General features: G+C 43.0%; 16 protein-coding genes. 5 read left to right on the top strand and 11 right to left on the bottom strand.

Annotated elements, in window-relative coordinates; all coding sequences use genetic code 11:
- Positions 1-85: 85 nt before the first annotated feature.
- On the bottom strand, positions 86-2,140 hold the full coding sequence (locus PCC7418_RS13270; protein WP_015226698.1) for an ATP-binding protein: 2,055 nt from the start codon (positions 2,138-2,140) through the stop codon (positions 86-88).
- A gap of 146 nt (positions 2,141-2,286) precedes the next feature.
- Here PCC7418_RS13270 and PCC7418_RS13275 point away from each other — a divergent pair, with 146 nt between their 5' ends.
- The 3 genes from PCC7418_RS13275 (at position 2,287) to pap (ending at position 6,366) form a co-directional block, all read left to right on the top strand.
- The gene (locus tag PCC7418_RS13275; RefSeq protein WP_015226699.1) at positions 2,287-3,600 is read left to right on the top strand and encodes a proton extrusion protein PcxA; all 1,314 of its coding nucleotides are present in this window, start codon (positions 2,287-2,289) and stop codon (positions 3,598-3,600) included.
- A 130-nt stretch (positions 3,601-3,730) separates the two neighbouring features.
- The gene (gshA, locus tag PCC7418_RS13280) at positions 3,731-4,882 is read left to right on the top strand and encodes a glutamate--cysteine ligase (RefSeq protein WP_015226700.1); all 1,152 of its coding nucleotides are present in this window, start codon (positions 3,731-3,733) and stop codon (positions 4,880-4,882) included.
- Positions 4,882-6,366 carry a polyphosphate:AMP phosphotransferase gene (pap, locus tag PCC7418_RS13285; RefSeq protein ID WP_015226701.1) on the top strand — a complete coding sequence of 495 codons (1,485 nt, stop codon included), beginning with the start codon at positions 4,882-4,884 and terminating at the stop codon, positions 6,364-6,366. The genes gshA and pap overlap by 1 nt, the downstream gene beginning before the upstream one ends.
- Before the next feature lie 10 nt (positions 6,367-6,376).
- Here the strand turns inward: pap and PCC7418_RS13290 are convergent, their stop codons facing one another.
- From PCC7418_RS13290 to PCC7418_RS13305, 4 genes are read right to left on the bottom strand one after another with little or no spacing between them, the layout of a single operon-like run.
- The gene (locus tag PCC7418_RS13290; protein WP_015226702.1) at positions 6,377-7,348 is read right to left on the bottom strand and encodes a folate-binding protein YgfZ; all 972 of its coding nucleotides are present in this window, start codon (positions 7,346-7,348) and stop codon (positions 6,377-6,379) included.
- A gap of 6 nt (positions 7,349-7,354) precedes the next feature.
- Positions 7,355-7,741 carry a hypothetical protein gene (locus PCC7418_RS13295; protein WP_015226703.1) on the bottom strand — a complete coding sequence of 129 codons (387 nt, stop codon included), beginning with the start codon at positions 7,739-7,741 and terminating at the stop codon, positions 7,355-7,357.
- Positions 7,731-8,126, bottom strand: a complete 396-nt coding sequence (locus tag PCC7418_RS13300; protein WP_015226704.1) for a DUF309 domain-containing protein — start codon at positions 8,124-8,126, stop codon at positions 7,731-7,733. The genes PCC7418_RS13295 and PCC7418_RS13300 overlap by 11 nt, the downstream gene beginning before the upstream one ends.
- 19 nt (positions 8,127-8,145) lie before the next feature.
- Positions 8,146-8,532: a ferredoxin-thioredoxin reductase catalytic domain-containing protein gene (locus PCC7418_RS13305; protein ID WP_015226705.1), complete on the bottom strand. Its 387-nt coding sequence runs from the start codon at positions 8,530-8,532 to the stop codon at positions 8,146-8,148.
- A gap of 242 nt (positions 8,533-8,774) precedes the next feature.
- On the opposite strand from PCC7418_RS13305, the gene PCC7418_RS13310 reads away from it, so the two are divergent.
- Entirely contained in the window at positions 8,775-9,137 is a 363-nt protein-coding gene (locus tag PCC7418_RS13310) for a VOC family protein (RefSeq protein ID WP_015226706.1), read from the top strand.
- Positions 9,138-9,278: 141 nt separating this feature from the next.
- On the opposite strand, the gene PCC7418_RS13315 is transcribed toward PCC7418_RS13310, so the two are convergent.
- The 5 genes from PCC7418_RS13315 to PCC7418_RS13335 all read right to left on the bottom strand — a co-directional run bounded on the left by PCC7418_RS13315 (position 9,279) and on the right by PCC7418_RS13335 (position 14,114).
- Positions 9,279-10,055 carry an RNA methyltransferase gene (locus tag PCC7418_RS13315; protein WP_015226707.1) on the bottom strand — a complete coding sequence of 259 codons (777 nt, stop codon included), beginning with the start codon at positions 10,053-10,055 and terminating at the stop codon, positions 9,279-9,281.
- A 4-nt stretch (positions 10,056-10,059) separates the two neighbouring features.
- Positions 10,060-11,619 carry a lysine--tRNA ligase gene (gene lysS, locus PCC7418_RS13320; protein ID WP_015226708.1) on the bottom strand — a complete coding sequence of 520 codons (1,560 nt, stop codon included), beginning with the start codon at positions 11,617-11,619 and terminating at the stop codon, positions 10,060-10,062.
- 128 nt (positions 11,620-11,747) lie between these two features.
- Positions 11,748-12,437 (bottom strand): biotin--[acetyl-CoA-carboxylase] ligase, encoded by a 690-nt coding sequence (locus PCC7418_RS13325; RefSeq protein ID WP_015226709.1) that lies wholly within the window; start codon positions 12,435-12,437, stop codon positions 11,748-11,750.
- Positions 12,437-13,825: an argininosuccinate lyase gene (gene argH / locus PCC7418_RS13330; RefSeq protein ID WP_015226710.1), complete on the bottom strand. Its 1,389-nt coding sequence runs from the start codon at positions 13,823-13,825 to the stop codon at positions 12,437-12,439. The genes PCC7418_RS13325 and argH overlap by 1 nt, the downstream gene beginning before the upstream one ends.
- 82 nt (positions 13,826-13,907) lie before the next feature.
- Complete coding sequence (locus tag PCC7418_RS13335) at positions 13,908-14,114, bottom strand: hypothetical protein (protein ID WP_015226711.1); 207 nt, start codon at positions 14,112-14,114, stop codon at positions 13,908-13,910.
- A gap of 152 nt (positions 14,115-14,266) precedes the next feature.
- On the opposite strand from PCC7418_RS13335, the gene PCC7418_RS13340 reads away from it, so the two are divergent.
- A complete protein-coding gene (locus PCC7418_RS13340; protein ID WP_015226712.1) occupies positions 14,267-15,412 on the top strand; it encodes a SpoIID/LytB domain-containing protein in 1,146 nt (381 codons plus the stop codon).
- On the opposite strand, the gene PCC7418_RS13345 is transcribed toward PCC7418_RS13340, so the two are convergent.
- On the bottom strand, positions 15,402-15,806 hold the full coding sequence (locus PCC7418_RS13345) for an NIL domain-containing protein (RefSeq protein ID WP_015226713.1): 405 nt from the start codon (positions 15,804-15,806) through the stop codon (positions 15,402-15,404). The two genes, PCC7418_RS13340 and PCC7418_RS13345, sit on opposite strands and share 11 nt — an antisense overlap.
- Between the last annotated feature and the right edge of the window lie 72 nt (positions 15,807-15,878).

The raw sequence follows: 15,878 nt of genomic DNA on the forward strand, positions 1-15,878 counted from the left end.
AGAGTAATTAATCAAGTTTTTATCAACCAATTAGAACTGCTATAGATCGAAATTCATTATTATAATTATTATTCAACTCTTGTCATTATGAACCTAGCTTTGTATAAGGTGTACTCGTGTGAACTAAAGATAATAATATCCCATTTTGTTCCGTGCCATTAACATCTAAATCACTCTGACATAAGTAAACTTTTTCTTGCGCTCGATTTAATAAGTCTTTTAAGAGTCGTTGCAGATGTTCTTCTGATTCCATTTCTGAAGTTGTATTGTGATGAGTGTTTCGCAAAAAGACAGAAGACGCAAATAAATTTGCTGCTCCTTGTTTGAACCATAAGGGGGAGCCAATATCTAGCCAAAATTGCCAGGGATGAGTGGCGCGGTGAGAGCGATATTGGAAGATATTAGAGAGAGTAATTCCTGAGCGAAAAGCATTTTCAAAGACGGGTAATGGGTAAGGATTAGCTGTAATTGTTCCTTGTTTAATCAGTTGAATAAAGTTTGGCGTTTCTCCTTCTTGATTTTGGATTCGTTTTTGCACTTCTAGATAGTGTTGGGCGGTTTCAGTTAATTCTCTTAAGCTGGTCAAATCAGCCACAGGAAGATTGTTTCCTTTCCAAAGAAATTGTTGAATCGCTTGATTAAAAAAGCTGACCAAATGAATTGTTTTACCAGCGATTTGTTGATTTTTATACTCTTGAATCCATTCTCGCAATTGATCATAAGCGGTTTGGGCTTCATAGCCAATGCGATCCCAACGGGGGAAAGTTTTAATATCCAGTAAACGGGGAGAACTGGGATCAGCTTGGTAACAAGAATCTGCAAGTAGTCCTGCTCGAATCGGGTCTATACTGTGAGAAGAATGTTCTGTTAAAACCACTAACATTTCCGCGATCGCGCTGTTATCAATCCAACGTCCCAATTCAGGATAAACTAAACAAGTGAGGGTGAGCAGAGAACGAACTAAAGCAGAACTCATCAGGGGGCGTTGTTCGTTGAGAGGAGAAACCGCAATTCCTGCTTGAGTAAAGAGTTTAATCAGCGTATAACGGGCGATTTCATCTAAACCAGGGGCGATGATTGCAATGTCTTCTGGCTTGGCTTTCCCTGCGTTAATAGCTGCGATAATGATTTCGGCGGTTGTCCGCAACATTTGGGAACGCGCAATAATGGGAGGCGGAAGATGTTGAATACAATCAGGGAGTGGGGTAAACGCACTCGGGTCAACCACTTTTTCTAAAATCAGAGGAATTGCATCAGGTGGACGTTCTCTGCTGGAATGAGAAGGAGATGCGGATAGAGAAATGATTTCACAGTGACTCGCAAGACTTTCCCAAACATCAGGATCAGCACTGAGTCCAAACCGCACTTTTCCACTAGGGTTAAAAGTAAAGACAGCAGTTGCTTGATCCTCTATAAATAATTTTGCCAAATCCTGCGCGATCGCGGGATAATCATCCACATCATCCGCAAAAATCGCCCTATACCGTCGCTTCAAATGGTCTTGATAGATGGGATTAGGAAGTAAAACTTCTCCATAGAGATAATAAATTAAACCATAAGTCAGAAAACCATGTTCCAAACACCAGTCTCGCCACTGGAGAATGAGTTGAGTAATCACTTCAAAAATTGCTTCATCTTCACCCAAAGCTGCTTTTTCTTCCACAGAGAGGCGAGAATGCAATAAACCTGAAATGTCCTTAAGCGGTGTTCCACTTGCTCCCGCCAGTTGTAAAATATCAAGAATACGGCGAACTAGCTGATTTTCCGCTTTCCCACTCACAAGCCCCCATTCTAATAGCTTATTGTGCCACAGCGTTAACGCTAAATCTTGTTCCGTTTCCGATCTGAGTCTGAGGGGAAACTGTGCGTTTAAGTCGAGGCTTTCCCACCACAACGGTGAAAATAAAGTCACTTCATCTTCAATAAAACCGAGTGGCGTTTTCACCACCACTGGATAGCGCTCACCGATCGCGCGGAGCAATTGCTGAGTTAGTTGTCGGCGAGTGGTATGATTGGCAGCAAAGATGATGGCTGCAGATGACGGTTTTTGCTCAAGCCAATGCTGAAAGGCTTCCACCAACTGTGTTGTTTTTCCCGTCCGCGCCTCACCTGTAATCCAAGTTTGAACGTCCCTTCCCATGGATGCGTGCTAGACTTCCCCCAAATGCAACTGCTCTCTAGCTTACCGTGAAAATAATAAGCCTTCCCCGCGAAAAGAAATGTTGAGGAAACAGAAGTTGCTTTTATTATAAATGAGTGTTGATTGATTGTAGGGAGCTTCCGAGCGTGTTTCGTACCGTAAAGCAATGGTTTTCTGATCCACCCGAGAAAATTTTAGAGCAAGCCTACCGCGCTGCTTTAATGATTAAAGTCATTGAAGATGAATATTTTAATCAGCAACCTGTCAAGGGGGAGAATGCGTCTTATTCTGAACAAGTGGTTGCTTACTTTCAAAATGAAGTGAACCAAAACTTGGAGATTGCAAAAGCTAAGCTCAAACAGTTTAAAAATACCCGATCTTTTATTCAATGGTCATCACAAAACTTCCCGCGCAATAAATGCTTTAAAAATACGTCTGTTATTTTAGAAAAACTAAACTTTATTGAGTCAGTTATTTTTCATTATGAAGAACAACGCCAGCCTAAACAAAAGACAAAAGAGAAACCACCATTAACAGTTGATGCTCAAGAGACACCGCGACGTTCCGTGAAGTTTTCTTATGAAGAAAAATTAGAAAAGAAAGCTGTCGGGGAAAAAGACTCAGAGAGACTGGATGAAAATGGTAATATTTCTGACCAAACCAGCGTTTTACCGCGATCGCTGCTGAGAACTTTAAACCGAATTAAACGAGAAATTGATCCGAAATCTTCTGAAGCTGAAGAAGAAGTGGTTAAAACCTTTCGTACTTCTCGGGATAAAACTGCGATTTCTATCCGCTTTTTACTGATTTTAATTATTGTTCCCTTACTCACCCACCAAATCACAAAAACCTTTGTTATCTCACCTGTTATTGAAAAATATTTTATTCATGAGGAAGAACAAGTTTTATTTATTAATCGGGATTTTGAAGAAGAAGCCCTCATGGAACTCCAGCATTTTGAAGAAACACTGCGCTTCAAAGAAATACTAGGAATGAAACCAGCAATGTCGGATGAGGAGATGGAAAAAAAGGTAAAAGAAAAAGCTGTAGAAATTGCCCATGAATATCGTCACCGTAGCACCAACGCCATTGAAAACATTATTGCTGATTTTTTGTCGGTCATTGCATTTGGGGCGGTAATTTATTTTAGTAAAGAACAGATTGCAGTTCTCAAATCATTTATTGATGAATTTATTTATGGCTTAAGTGATTCTGCGAAAGCGTTTATTATTATTCTTTCTACTGATATGTTCGTGGGGTATCACTCTCCTCATGGTTGGGAAGTAATCCTCGAAGAAATTGGACGACATTTCGGTTTACCTGAAAGCCGAGAATTTAACTTTTTGTTTATTGCCACCTTTCCTGTTATTTTAGATACAATTTTCAAATATTGGATTTTCCGCTATCTCAATCGAATTTCTCCCTCTGCGGTTGCAACATATCGTAACATGAATGAGTGACATCCTGCCCAACAGCGCTGTTTCATTCTATTTTTTGTCTGTTCGGTGAGGTTATACCACTTTTAACTCAGAAGCCCTGTGAGTTAAAACGTTAAGATAGAGTCTGAGTTTCAGTGAGCGAGGAAAAATTGTGCTACTCTGCAAAGGCTTTGAAGTTGAAATGTACACGGGAAGACCAGATGGCACCATTGTCGGTCTTTCGGATCGGATTGTAAGAGATTTACAGGGGTTTGTGCGCGAACCAGATAGCCGAAACGTTGAATATACAACGGCTCCTTTGTGTTGTTATGATCGGCTTCTCTGTGCCTTAGTGCGTCCCCGTGTGCAGTTGCGCCAATACTTAAAAACGCAGGGGGATTACACGCTGATTCCGGGTAGTACATTAGCGTTAGGGGGCAGCGATCGCTTCTATCGCTCGGATCCGCAAAATCCCTATCATGAGTATATTGAAAAAACTTATGGGACAAAAGTGGTTACCGCCAGCATTCATATTAATGTCGGGTTTGAAGATATGGAAAAACTGATGCAAGCCTGTCGCCTGATTCGCTTGGAAGCCCCCTTATATTTAGCTCTGAGTGCTTCTTCGCCGTTTCTTGATGGTAAACCCACAGGCTATCACTCGACGCGCTGGGCTGTGTTTCCCCAAACCCCGTCTTATGTTCCGTTGTTTGAAGATCATGCTCATCATATCCGTTGGGTGAATCAGCAATTGGATCAAGAAACAATGCAGAATGTGCGTCACCTTTGGTTGTCGGTACGCCCCAATGGGGAACATCGTCCTTACCATTTAAATCGGTTGGAGTTACGGATTTGTGATTTGATAGTGGATCCGATCGCGCTGCTTGCTGTAACCGCACTCTTAGAAGCCCGTTTAACTCAAATGTTACTCACTCCCGATTTAGATCCCTTGCAACAAAGTCAGTTACCAGTCCAAACTCGTGCCGAAGATCTCGTCGCGATCGCGTATGAAAATGAACAAGCAGTCGCCCGCAAAAGCCTCGCTGCGGAGTTGCGCCACTGGCAAGATGGACGACCGATTATTGCAGAAGACTGGATTAAAGATATTTATCACCAAGTGCATCCCATTGCCAAAGCCAAAGGATTTAGCTGTTTCCTCTCCCCGATTCAAAAGATCTTACGAGAAGGGAACACCGCTCAACAATGGCTGCGAGAATACGAAAAAGGTACAAGTGTAACAGATATTATCACCAAAGGGATTGAGAATATGACACAGGAAGAAGCCGAATTAGAAGATAAACTTTGTCAACCTCTGACCGTATAATGCTGAATCGACTTGATTTATCCCTCTCTCTGGATCGCGCTGTCTATCGGGAAAAAATGGAGACTCTCATGCACCAGCTGCGATCGCTGCATACGGAATGCTGGCAAAAACGCCTAACCTTAATCATTGTTTTGGAAGGTTGGGCAGCAGCGGGAAAAGGAACCATGGTCAAAAAACTTGCCACCTGTATGGATCCTCGGGGCTTTGTCCTCCATCCCATTGTTGCCCCCACCCCCGAAGAAGAAAAATATCCTTTCTTATGGCGATTTTGGCAGCGCTTACCCCAGCAAGGGAATGTTGCGGTTTTCTACCATAGTTGGTACACCCATGTTTTAGAGGATCGCTTATTGCAAAAAGTTGCCCCAGAGCAAGTATATCCGCGCCTTGAGGCGATTAATAGCTTTGAAAGAGAATTGAAGCGCGATCGCGTGGGAATTGCCAAATTTTGGATTCATCTCAGTCAAAAAGAACTGAAAAAACGCCTCAAAAAATGCGCGAACGATCCCCTCGATGCGTGGCGTGTCCGTCCAGAAGATTGGCAACAACACAAATATTACCAACAATATACGGCTCTTGCTGAAGAGATGATCAGCCATACTAGCACCAGTGCTGTTCCCTGGACACTGATTGCTGGAGACTGTAAACGTTGGGCGCGAGTGCAACTCCTAAGCGGAATTGCGGATCAATTAGCATCACTATTAGACCATCAAGCCCTAACCCTTCCCTTTCAAATTCCTCCTCCCAATCTTCTTTCGGTTGCAGAAACCCCCAATTATCTCTCGCAAGTTGATCTGACGGAAAGTTTCTCCAAAAAAACCTATAAAAAGCAGTTAAAACAGCAACAAATTGAACTGCGTAAGTTACAACGTAGTATTTATGAAAACCAGCTTCCGGTTCTCGCCTTATTTGAAGGATGGGATGCTGCGGGGAAAGGAGGCGCAATTAAACGCTTCACTGAAGTTCTTGATCCGCGAAGTTATCAAGTCCATCCCTTTGCTGCACCGACAGACGAAGAAAACGCCCATCATTACCTCTGGCGATTTTGGCGGAAACTCCCTCCAGCAGGAACGATTGGTATTTTTGATCGCAGTTGGTATGGACGAGTGTTAGTGGAACGGGTCGAGGGATTTGCCAGTGACATAGAATGGCAACGGGCGTATGATGAAATCAACGAATTGGAAACGCAACTGATTGATCGCGGATATGTTTTGCTCAAATTTTGGTTACACATTGATCCCGATGAACAATTAAAGCGGTTTCAAAACCGACAAGCCGATCCCTTTAAGCAACACAAAATTACAGCAGAAGACTGGCGCAATCGAGAAAAATGGGATTTATATGAAACTGCGGTGAATCAAATGATTGCCCATACGGAAACCGCAGCCCCTTGGACAATTATTCCTGCGAATGACAAATATTATGCCCGTGTGAAGGTGATTGAAACCTTAACCAGTGCTATCCAAGAGAAGCTGATTTCAGCCTAGAGGGATCGGATTACTGGGGATGGGTCAGAAAGGGAACTGCAATTACTTTGGCTTCTGCGTCTCCAATGTTTACGTTTAACCCTTCTCCTCCCGCTTTCGTGCGAATATAACCTAAACCTTTCACCCCGTCCTCGGTTTCGAGAAGACGAGTGAGTTTTCCCACCTTTTTTCCGTCGAGAGTGATCGGGGTTTCTGGATCAACCGGTTGCGATAAATGGAGTCCCCATAGCCGTTGTTTGACCCCTTGATAGGTATGGAGACGCGCGATCGTTTCTTGACCAATGTAGCAGCCTTTATCAAAAGAAATCGCCTTCCAAAGTCCAGCTTCAAGGGGGTTATAATCTTCAGTGAGTTCGTAGTCGGGAAGGGGTCTTCCTTGTTCTAAACTGAGTTCATCCCAAACCGCTTCCGAAATCATCACAGCACCAGCTTCAGTTAAGGTTTCTTGCAACACTGACCCTTGTTCAGAAGCAACAATCAGCGTATATCCAACGATAGCAAGTTCTGTTCCCACAGCAACGCGAACTGGAATCTCATTAATCGTTGTCATTTCATGAGTTGCAAAAGGCTGATCAAGGTTAATCGTTGCTCCTAACTGTTCCATCAAAGCGGGGCTTTTTTCCCCCATGAGGCTAGACACGGAATAGACTTCAGAAACATTCTTTAAACTCACCCGATCCATAGGGAACAAATATCGATCCATCCATTCCATTAAAAATTGTGTCCGCGCAGCAGAAACCAGTAAGAAAATCTTTTCTTCGGTAACATAAACGGTAGCCAGATCCAGCGTTCGACCCGTAGAATTGACAAAAACGGCTTCGCACCCTTGACCCGCTTTTAAGTTTTTAATGTCATTTGTGGTTTGATTATGGAGAAACTGCAACCGATCTTCTCCAGTTAACTCAATAATTCCACTGTGAGAGTGTGGATAAAGTCCTACGTTGTTTCGTGCAATGTGTTTTTCTTCTGAATGACGACTCATATTCCTCTACTGTTGTAAACTTGCAAATAACTGTTCTACTTGATGTCTGGCTTTGGCATCTAATTTTTCCCAGTTCACTTCACCGGTTTCTGCATCTAACAAGGAAGTATCCACATCAACGTTTAATTCTGAGTCAAGAGGAACACTTCCCCGTTGATAACCTTGAAAACAAACCTCGAAGCAGAGTTCCCATAAATTAACTTTGACCTCTTTGTCTTGAGAACTTAAACAGAGTTCATAACCAGGAATGGGGGTCTGGACTTCTTGATAGCTTTCTCGCCAAGCCGACTCTTCCAAGGCTTTTCGTAAGTTATCAACCACCCGAATATAAGCGGGTTGCATTAGCCTTTGAGTTTGTTCCCATGCTTGGGAATTAGTAATTTTAGGAATCATTATTTTCCCCTTGAATGGTAACAATTTTAGGTAACGCTGTTGCTTGAAGATGATCAACCCATTGTGTTATTTTTTCTTGTCCAATACTTTGCAAGGTATCGAGTAAATGACTGCTTTGATCAATCAGTTGGCTAACATCAATCTCTGAATAAACTGGTTCGTACTTCTCCAAGCGTCCTATCCCTTCTCCTAATAAAATGACTGCCCCTCGCCAGTTAGAATTACTGAGATGGTAGCAGCCAACAGCGATTTGCAACAGTCCTTGATAAAAAGCACGGTCAAACACCTCAGCCTCCATCCAGAGTTCCTCAAAGGTGTCGTGACAGGCGTAGAACTGCTGCTGATTAAATTCTGCAATGCCTTGCCAAAAGGGAGATGATGGCATAATTAACTCAAGGGAATTATTATCCCATCGTCTCGCGAACTTCTTTAATGTAGTCTAAATCAATATCCTGTTGATCCCCTGCAAAGTCATGATCTTCGGTTAAAAAGAGCATACAGTGGCATTCTTTCCGTTCCCGCATGGGGACACAAGGACAGTTCCAATAGCCGTGCTTGGCTTCTGCTTCTTTATCTTCGTAGTGGCGACAAGGACACAAGGGCGCACCGAGTTCCTCCTTATGTTTCGCTAACCCTTCAATCACCACAGAAGTTACCGATAAGTCAGCGCAGAAATAAGTCCCTGTGCGCTTGGCATAGGTTTGAGAAAAGTTCCGCATAATGTTTAATGTGGATTCTTGACTGACGTTAGGGTTTTGATTTTCAGTTTGGTTTTCGGTGTTGCTAGTCATCTTCTTGTTTTTACAATGCCCTATAATTGATTGATTATTTTCTATCTTGCCTTAGTTATGGTATTGAGATCAATCTAAGTCCTTAGTCAGAAGATTGACCGCCATAGCACTACGCGCTAGGGAAAGGGGAAAAGGGAAAGGTAAGTCATGAGTGGGTTTGTGGTTTTTTATGCGCTATAGCGAGGACAACCCAATTTCATCGTTTAGGATCTGAGGTAGTCAGTTAACTTGGAGAATGTTTGATGAGTGCAACCTTTAAGCACGTCATGTTGATGGTCAATGACGTAACTGCTTCCGTTGAATTTTACTCGAAAGGTCTCGGTTTACCAGTCACCAAAAATAGTCCCGCTTGGGCGGAGTTAGATGCTGGAGGAACAACGATCGCGCTTCATGCAGCAGAAGGGGCAAGTGGCGGTAACTCTCCCATTCTTAGCTTTCAAGTTGAGGATGTGTATGAGAGTGTCCAAACCTTAGAATCCTTGGGAGCGTCTTTAGAAGGTCGCATTCGAGAACCTTCCTTTGGCAAAGTGGCAGCGATGCGCTCTCCTGACGGGCATTTAGTCAGTTTACTGCAACCCACCCCGAAAACTGAAGAAGCAACTTAGGAAGGCGTAATCTTTGACTCTCAGGCGGTGTCAAGGGGAGTTTAAAGTCTTTCTTTTTAGCAGGAGTTATTTCTAGGGTGGGCATTGCCCACCCTACTAAGAGACAACGATCGCGCAGCAGAAGGCAAAAATTGACTAAACCTAGACTCCCCAACGCTGGCGTTTGGCTTCATATAAAAGCACAGATGCAGCGATCGCGACATTCAAAGATTCCACGCCCTCTGCTAAGGGAATTTGCACCAATTCATCTGCTAAAGCAGCTAATTCTGAGGATAACCCTGCCCCTTCATTTCCCAATAAGATTAGAGTGGGTTGTTGAAAGTCCACGTCCCAATAGGTTTTCTCTGCATTGGGAAGAGTTGCCACCACCTGTCCCGAAAATTGTGCAAGCAAAGATTTGACATCAGTTTCTACTGCCATCGGAACACGAAACCACGCCCCGACAGAAGCCCGTAACACTTTCGGATGGTCAAATTCGACACTATCAGTTGTTGCCCCCAAATAATCGACACCTGTTGCAGCAGCCGTGCGGATAATCGTTCCCATATTACCAGGATCTTGCAGTTGTTCCACCAGTAATCCGAACTGGATGCTTGATAAATCTACAGGATTAAGTGACTTTCGAGGCGCGATCGCGCTGATGCCATCGGGGGTTTTCGTCAGCGCGATCGCGCTTAAAACTTCTGGGGAAACTAACTCAATACGTTGGGCTTGTTGCTGAAGTTTCACCCGCAGTTCGGGATGTTTTTCTTGCCAGTGAGCAGTATAGCAAACCACCTCTAGCGGATAATTCATTTCACAAGCAGCTTCGAGTAAGTTCGTTCCCTCTAACAAAAGAACATTTTCTGCTTTGCGATACTTACCCTGATGGAGTTTACGAATTCGTTTAATTAAGGGGTTTTTAATACTCGTTAGCACAAGTTTAGCCCTCTGTTTCGCTGTTAGCCTGACTCATTCCTTTCAGCAAGGGAAATGCAATCACATCACGAATACTAGGAGAATCTGTTAATAACATAACTAAACGATCAATCCCAATTCCTAAGCCTCCTGTTGGTGGCATTCCATATTCTAAAGCGGTCAAGAAATCTTCATCCACATTATGGGCTTCTAAATCTCCTGCTGCTTTTTTTGCTGCTTGTAATTCTAAACGTTCTCGCTGATCAATGGGATCAGTTAACTCCGAAAAACTATTTGCCATTTCTCGTCCCGCCACAAATAACTCAAACCGTTCTACTAATCCTTCTTGGGAACGATGCGGTTTGGCTAAAGGCGAAATTTCTTTCGGAAAATCCAAAACAAATGTCGGCTGAATCAGTGTTTCTTCTACCTTCTGTTCAAAGGCTTCATTTAATAATTTACCAAGAGATTGACACTCTTCTGGCACATCAATTCCCGCTTCTGTTGCTGCTTTTTTTGCTGATTCAAAATCACTAAACTGATTCAAATCAACACCTGTTTTTTCTTCTACTAATTCGTGCATAGTCGCCCGTTTCCAAGGCGAATTTAAATCAATGGTTTCTCCTTGATAGTACAGAATTAATGACCCTAAAACTTCATTGGCAGCACAAGTAATAATATTTTCCGTTAAGGTCATCATGTCATAATAATCTGCATAAGCCTGATAAACCTCAATGGAAGTAAACTCAGGATTATGCCGTGTGGAAATCCCTTCATTCCTAAAAATTCTTCCCAGTTCAAACACCCGTTCAAACCCACCCACAATTAACCGCTTGAGATGGAGTTCAGTAGCAATCCTGAGATACAAATCCATTTCTAGGGTATTATGATATGTTACAAATGGACGTGCATCTGCACCTCCCGCTTCACTCTGCAAAACAGGCGTTTCAATTTCTAAGAAATCATCTGCTTCTAAATAACGCCGAATTGCAGCAATAATTTTCGCTCGTTTGCGAAAGGTTTCCCGCACATTGGGATTCACAATTAAATCAACATAACGTTGACGATATCGTTTCTCTGTATCCGTTAGCCCATGCCATTTATCAGGAAGTGGGAGTAAAGATTTGGTGAGAATTTCATATTCACTAACATTCACTGAAAGTTCTCCCTTTTCCGTTCGTTTTAGCGTTCCTTTTACGCCTAAAAAGTCCCCAGCATCTGTTTGTTTTTTCAGAAGATTGAACGCATTCTCCAAATTTGGCATTCCTGCAGTAATCCGCTTTTTATCTAAATAAAGCTGAATTGTTCCTGTTTCATCCTGTAAGGTGAAAAAGGCAAGTTTACCAAAAACACGACGAGCAATAATTCGTCCTGCAATTGAGACTTTATTTTCGACTTCTTCCCCATTTTCTAAGTCAACATATTGCTGTTGTAATTCTCCCGCATGATGGGTTACTTCCCATTGATAAGCAAAGGGGTTGAGTCCTTCTTCTTTTAAGGTTTCTACTTTTTGAATGCGCGTTGCTCGAATATCTTTTAAACTGGAAGCACTTTGTTGATTGTTGTTTTCTGGAGAGGAGGACATATTAACTAATGAATAATAAACACTGAAAAACAAAAAAAGGCTAGTTTAATCGCCTAACCATCAGACGGTACAGTCATCTGTTTTAATACTTAGACCGACACGACAGCACAGCCTATTATAGTAGATCCTTAGCCCTTTTCGTGGGATGACCTGAGGAGTCGTGCTTCATATCGAGGTAGAATGTTGCTTAGACCCTCTTGGGCATAACAGGAGTATCCCCAAAGTAAACCTGTAAGAACAATATATTTTAAGTCTGTTAAGTTGATTAGTTGCGCGGGTAAATTGGACACAAACGATTGTTGTTCTAGAAGAGAAGATAACTTAAAATGATTTGGGATTTTACTCTGGTCTAAATAATCTTTTAAGGTAATTCCCATCTCTGGAACTAAGTTACACCAATTAACACCAATCCCGATGACAATGGCTTTCAATTGTTGATTGCGAATGCGAGTTTCTGTTAAGACTCCTCCCAACTTTTTTCCTTGTAGAAAGATATCGTTTAACCACTTAATCTGCACTGGAATCTGATAGCAACAAAGAAGTTCAGTTACTCCAAAAACACTGGTAATCGTCAGATGAGACGGTTGTTCTATACTCATCTCAGGGGCGAGTAACAACGATAAATATAGTCCGCCTTCTCCTGATGTCCATTGTCGTCCCCATTGACCTTTTCCCGCCGTTTGTCGATCAGCAGTAACGACAAAGGGAGGCGTGTATCCTTGTTCAAGTAGCGTCCAAGCGGTCTGGTTGGTTGAGCCTAACTCTTGGAAATGATAGCAAGGGATAACTTGCTCTTGCCAATAATAAGATTCCATCATCAATTTTCGTTCATCAGTGACTGGGCTTGACTGAGGGCGTAACGCACTTGTTGAAACCCAGTTCCACCTTCGCTATTCCGTGCGGAAACGACTTGTTGAGGAGTAATGGCGGTATAAATATCTTCTTCAAAAGCGGGATGGATCGCTTTCCATTCTTCTAAAGTCAGGTCTTTTAAGAGTTTCCCTGCTGCGAGACTGGTTTTAACGACTTTTCCGACTAAGTTATAGGCTTCTCGGAAAGGAATCCCTTTGTTAGCAAGATAATCCGCAACATCGGTGGCGTTAGAAAAGTCTTCTGCGACGGCTTCTTGTAAGCGTTGACGGCGAAACTCAATCCCTTCTGATAATAAAATTGTCATCGCTTCTAAACTGGCTTGTGTCGTTTTTACTGCGTCAAAGAGTCCTTCTTTATCTTCTTGTAAGTCTTTGTTATAGGCTAAGGGTAAGCCTTTCATCAGCAGGAAGAGGGCTTGTAAATGTCCACAAACCCGCCCTGTTTTTCCTCGCACTAATTCGGGAATATCGGGGTTTTTCTTTTGGGGCATAATACTTGACCCTGTGGCGCAGCTATCTTTAAGGGTGACAAAGCTAAATTCTTGCGAGGCCCAAAGGATAATTTCTTCACTAAGCCGAGATAAATGTACCATAATTAAGCTGGCTGCATTGATAAATTCAATGGCAAAATCGCGATCGCTGACGGCATCTAAACTGTTGCGATAGATATCGGTAAAGCCTAATTCTTTTGCTGTATATTGACGGTCAATGGGAAAGGTTGTCCCTGCTAAGGCTCCGCAACCGAGGGGAGAAACATTCGTTCGTTTTGCGACATCTCCTAAACGTTCCCAGTCTCGCTGCGCCATTTCCCAATAGGCGAGTAAGTGATGGGCGAGACTAATCGGTTGCGCTCGTTGCAGATGAGTATAACCTGGAATCAGGGTTTCAACATGATTTTCGGCTAAATTTAAGAGAGCGCGTTGATATTGACGTAAATCCTCCCGAATTTTATTAATTTTATCTCGTAAATACAAGCGGATGTCTGTTCCCACTTGATCGTTGCGCGATCGCGCGGTATGTAATTTTTTTCCCACCTCACCCACAATCTCAGTTAGGCGATGTTCAACGGCAAAATGGACATCTTCTTCTTCTACCCCTGGTTGAAAGTCTCCATTTTCATACTCTCTTAAAACTTGTTCTAAGCCTTGCACTAACTGTTGTGCTTCTGCTTGTGTAATAATTCCCGTTTGGGCGAGCATTTTGGCATGAGTAATTGACCCTTGAATATCGTAGGGTAAAAGTTCAAGATCAAAGCCGATGCTGGCATTAAATTGCGCGATCGCGGGATGTAACGCTGTCTCAAAACGATCACTCCAAGTATTTCCTTGTGTCACGGTGGCTGTTGAGTCTCCTGTTGCAAAAAAAATAATCTCACCAAAGGTGAGACTAACCTATAATTGGGGATTTGAGAAGTCTTTAAGAAATAAAGGTGCGGAATAAATAGCCCAAAAACAGACCAATGAGTAAAGCCCAAACCTGTCCCGACTCAATAAAATTATTCCAACCGTCTTCAATTTGTTTTAAAACTTCTGGGTCGCGAACGCTTTGGGCGAGAACGACGGTATTATCATATTGAGAGAAATTAACGGAGGAATTGGGAGAAAAGGGAATCATTTCCGACATAATTAACAATTAAAACCATATTAACAAGACTGATTTGGAGTTAATCATAGTTAACTGCTAAAGTCAAGCTGATCTGAGATCAAAAATTTTGAACAAATTTCAATTAAAAATCGACAATATCAATTAACCATAACAATTGAGTGAGGAGTGCAATGGTAGCCATATCTTCTGTGAGACAGTTTTTACGCGCCCCGATTAAACCTTTATTACCGAGTTTATTATTGTGGTTGCTCCTGTTTGCCCCAGCCCAAGCAGCGACCGCCCTGAGAGTGGTTTTAAAGGAAGATGTAAAACAAGTGGCTGTGGGGAGCTCAAGCAATGCCGTGATCCGCGATCGCGCTGGTAATGTCTTGGGAGAGGTAAAAGGCATGAGTGGGTTTCGCGCGGAAAGTGGTAATGACAAAGTCCGCTTAGGACAATGGCAAAGTCGTCAGTTAGAAATTGATCCCAAAGGAGAAGGCTATGTTTGGATCGGCGATCGCTGGTATCGGGGAGAAACGAAGTTAATCCATGATGGCTCAGATTTAACAGTTATTAATGAAGTGAATGTTGAAGATTATCTCTATAGTGTTGTCGGCGGGGAAATGGTGGCAACTTGGCCCCTCGAAGCCCTGAAAGCACAAGCGGTTGCAGCGCGATCCTATGCTCTCCACAAACAACAGCACTCTGGCAGTCGGCTCTATGATGTCAAGAGTACCACTGCCTCGCAGGTGTATAAAGGGATTAAAAGTGAAACCCCGCGAACAGTAGAAGCAGTAAACACGACTCAAGGACAAGTCCTGACTCATGGCGGTCGTCCGATTTTAGCGGTGTTTCATTCTTCTTCTGGGGGACATACGGAAAATGTGGAAGACATTTGGACTCGCCCTCTCCCCTATCTCAGAGGAGTTGTTGACTATGATCAAACTGCACCCGTCTATGAGTGGGAAAAAATAGTCTCCAACAGTGAAATGGCACGCCGTCTCGGAAACTTAGGGACGATTCGCTCTTTAATTCCTCAACAAACCACACCCCAAGGACGGATTGTAAAATTGAAAGTGGTCGGCGATCGCGCAACCGAAACCATTAGTGGGAATGAGTTTCGCAAGGCTCTGAACTTACGCAGTACGCTGTTTCAAGTGAATTCGACTCCACAAGGCTTTCTGATTTCTGGACGGGGCTTTGGTCATGGTGTGGGTTTAAGCCAATGGGGGGCGTATTATTTGGCGCAGCAAGGGGCAAACTACCGCCAAATTCTCGGACATTACTACAAACAGGTCAAACTTGCTCTGATTAATACCCGAGTGGCTAGAAATTAGTGGAAATCGCTTGTACAGGACAAGTGGGAATACATTGTTCACAAACCACACAGCGCGATCGCGTAAAGTTGAGCTTAAAGGTTTCTGGATCTAGCGTTAACGCCTGTGTGGGACACACGCCCGTACATAAACCACAATCAACACAACTGTCTTCATCAATGATAATTTCTCGACTGGCGAGGGAAACCGTAATATTTTGCAGTCCCATCCACTCGATCGCAGCTTCGATTTCATCAATATCCCCCAATAACTCCACCACTAGCTTACTGGTCCGATTGGGGGCAACTTGAGCGCGGATAATATTAGTGGCGACATTAAAGTCTTTTGCTAAACGATACGTCACGGGCATCGGCACTCGATTTTTCGGGAAGGTTAGCGTTACTCGTTTTTTCATCTTGCTTGGCTATGCTGGAGTCTTTAGGGTCAAGCTATCACTCTGAGTTGAATATTGTCTGTTGATCTTGAC

Origin of the sequence: Halothece sp. PCC 7418 (assembly GCF_000317635.1) — a bacterium.
Taxonomy (GTDB): Bacteria; Cyanobacteriota; Cyanobacteriia; order Cyanobacteriales; family Rubidibacteraceae; genus Halothece.

Bases quoted from the DNA above. Each gene is read 5' to 3' on its own strand.
- PCC7418_RS13270 (WP_015226698.1), bottom strand. From the start codon at position 2,140: ATGGGAAGGGACGTTCAAACTTGGATTACAGGTGAGGCGCGGACGGGA.
- pap (WP_015226701.1), top strand. From the start codon at position 4,882: ATGCTGAATCGACTTGATTTATCCCTCTCTCTGGATCGCGCTGTCTAT.
- PCC7418_RS13290 (WP_015226702.1), bottom strand. From the start codon at position 7,348: ATGAGTCGTCATTCAGAAGAAAAACACATTGCACGAAACAACGTAGGA.
- PCC7418_RS13295 (WP_015226703.1), bottom strand. From the start codon at position 7,741: ATGATTCCTAAAATTACTAATTCCCAAGCATGGGAACAAACTCAAAGG.
- PCC7418_RS13300 (WP_015226704.1), bottom strand. From the start codon at position 8,126: ATGCCATCATCTCCCTTTTGGCAAGGCATTGCAGAATTTAATCAGCAG.
- PCC7418_RS13305 (WP_015226705.1), bottom strand. From the start codon at position 8,532: ATGACTAGCAACACCGAAAACCAAACTGAAAATCAAAACCCTAACGTC.
- PCC7418_RS13310 (WP_015226706.1), top strand. From the start codon at position 8,775: ATGAGTGCAACCTTTAAGCACGTCATGTTGATGGTCAATGACGTAACT.
- lysS (WP_015226708.1), bottom strand. From the start codon at position 11,619: ATGTCCTCCTCTCCAGAAAACAACAATCAACAAAGTGCTTCCAGTTTA.
- PCC7418_RS13325 (WP_015226709.1), bottom strand. From the start codon at position 12,437: ATGATGGAATCTTATTATTGGCAAGAGCAAGTTATCCCTTGCTATCAT.
- PCC7418_RS13335 (WP_015226711.1), bottom strand. From the start codon at position 14,114: ATGTCGGAAATGATTCCCTTTTCTCCCAATTCCTCCGTTAATTTCTCT.
- PCC7418_RS13340 (WP_015226712.1), top strand. From the start codon at position 14,267: ATGGTAGCCATATCTTCTGTGAGACAGTTTTTACGCGCCCCGATTAAA.
- PCC7418_RS13345 (WP_015226713.1), bottom strand. From the start codon at position 15,806: ATGAAAAAACGAGTAACGCTAACCTTCCCGAAAAATCGAGTGCCGATG.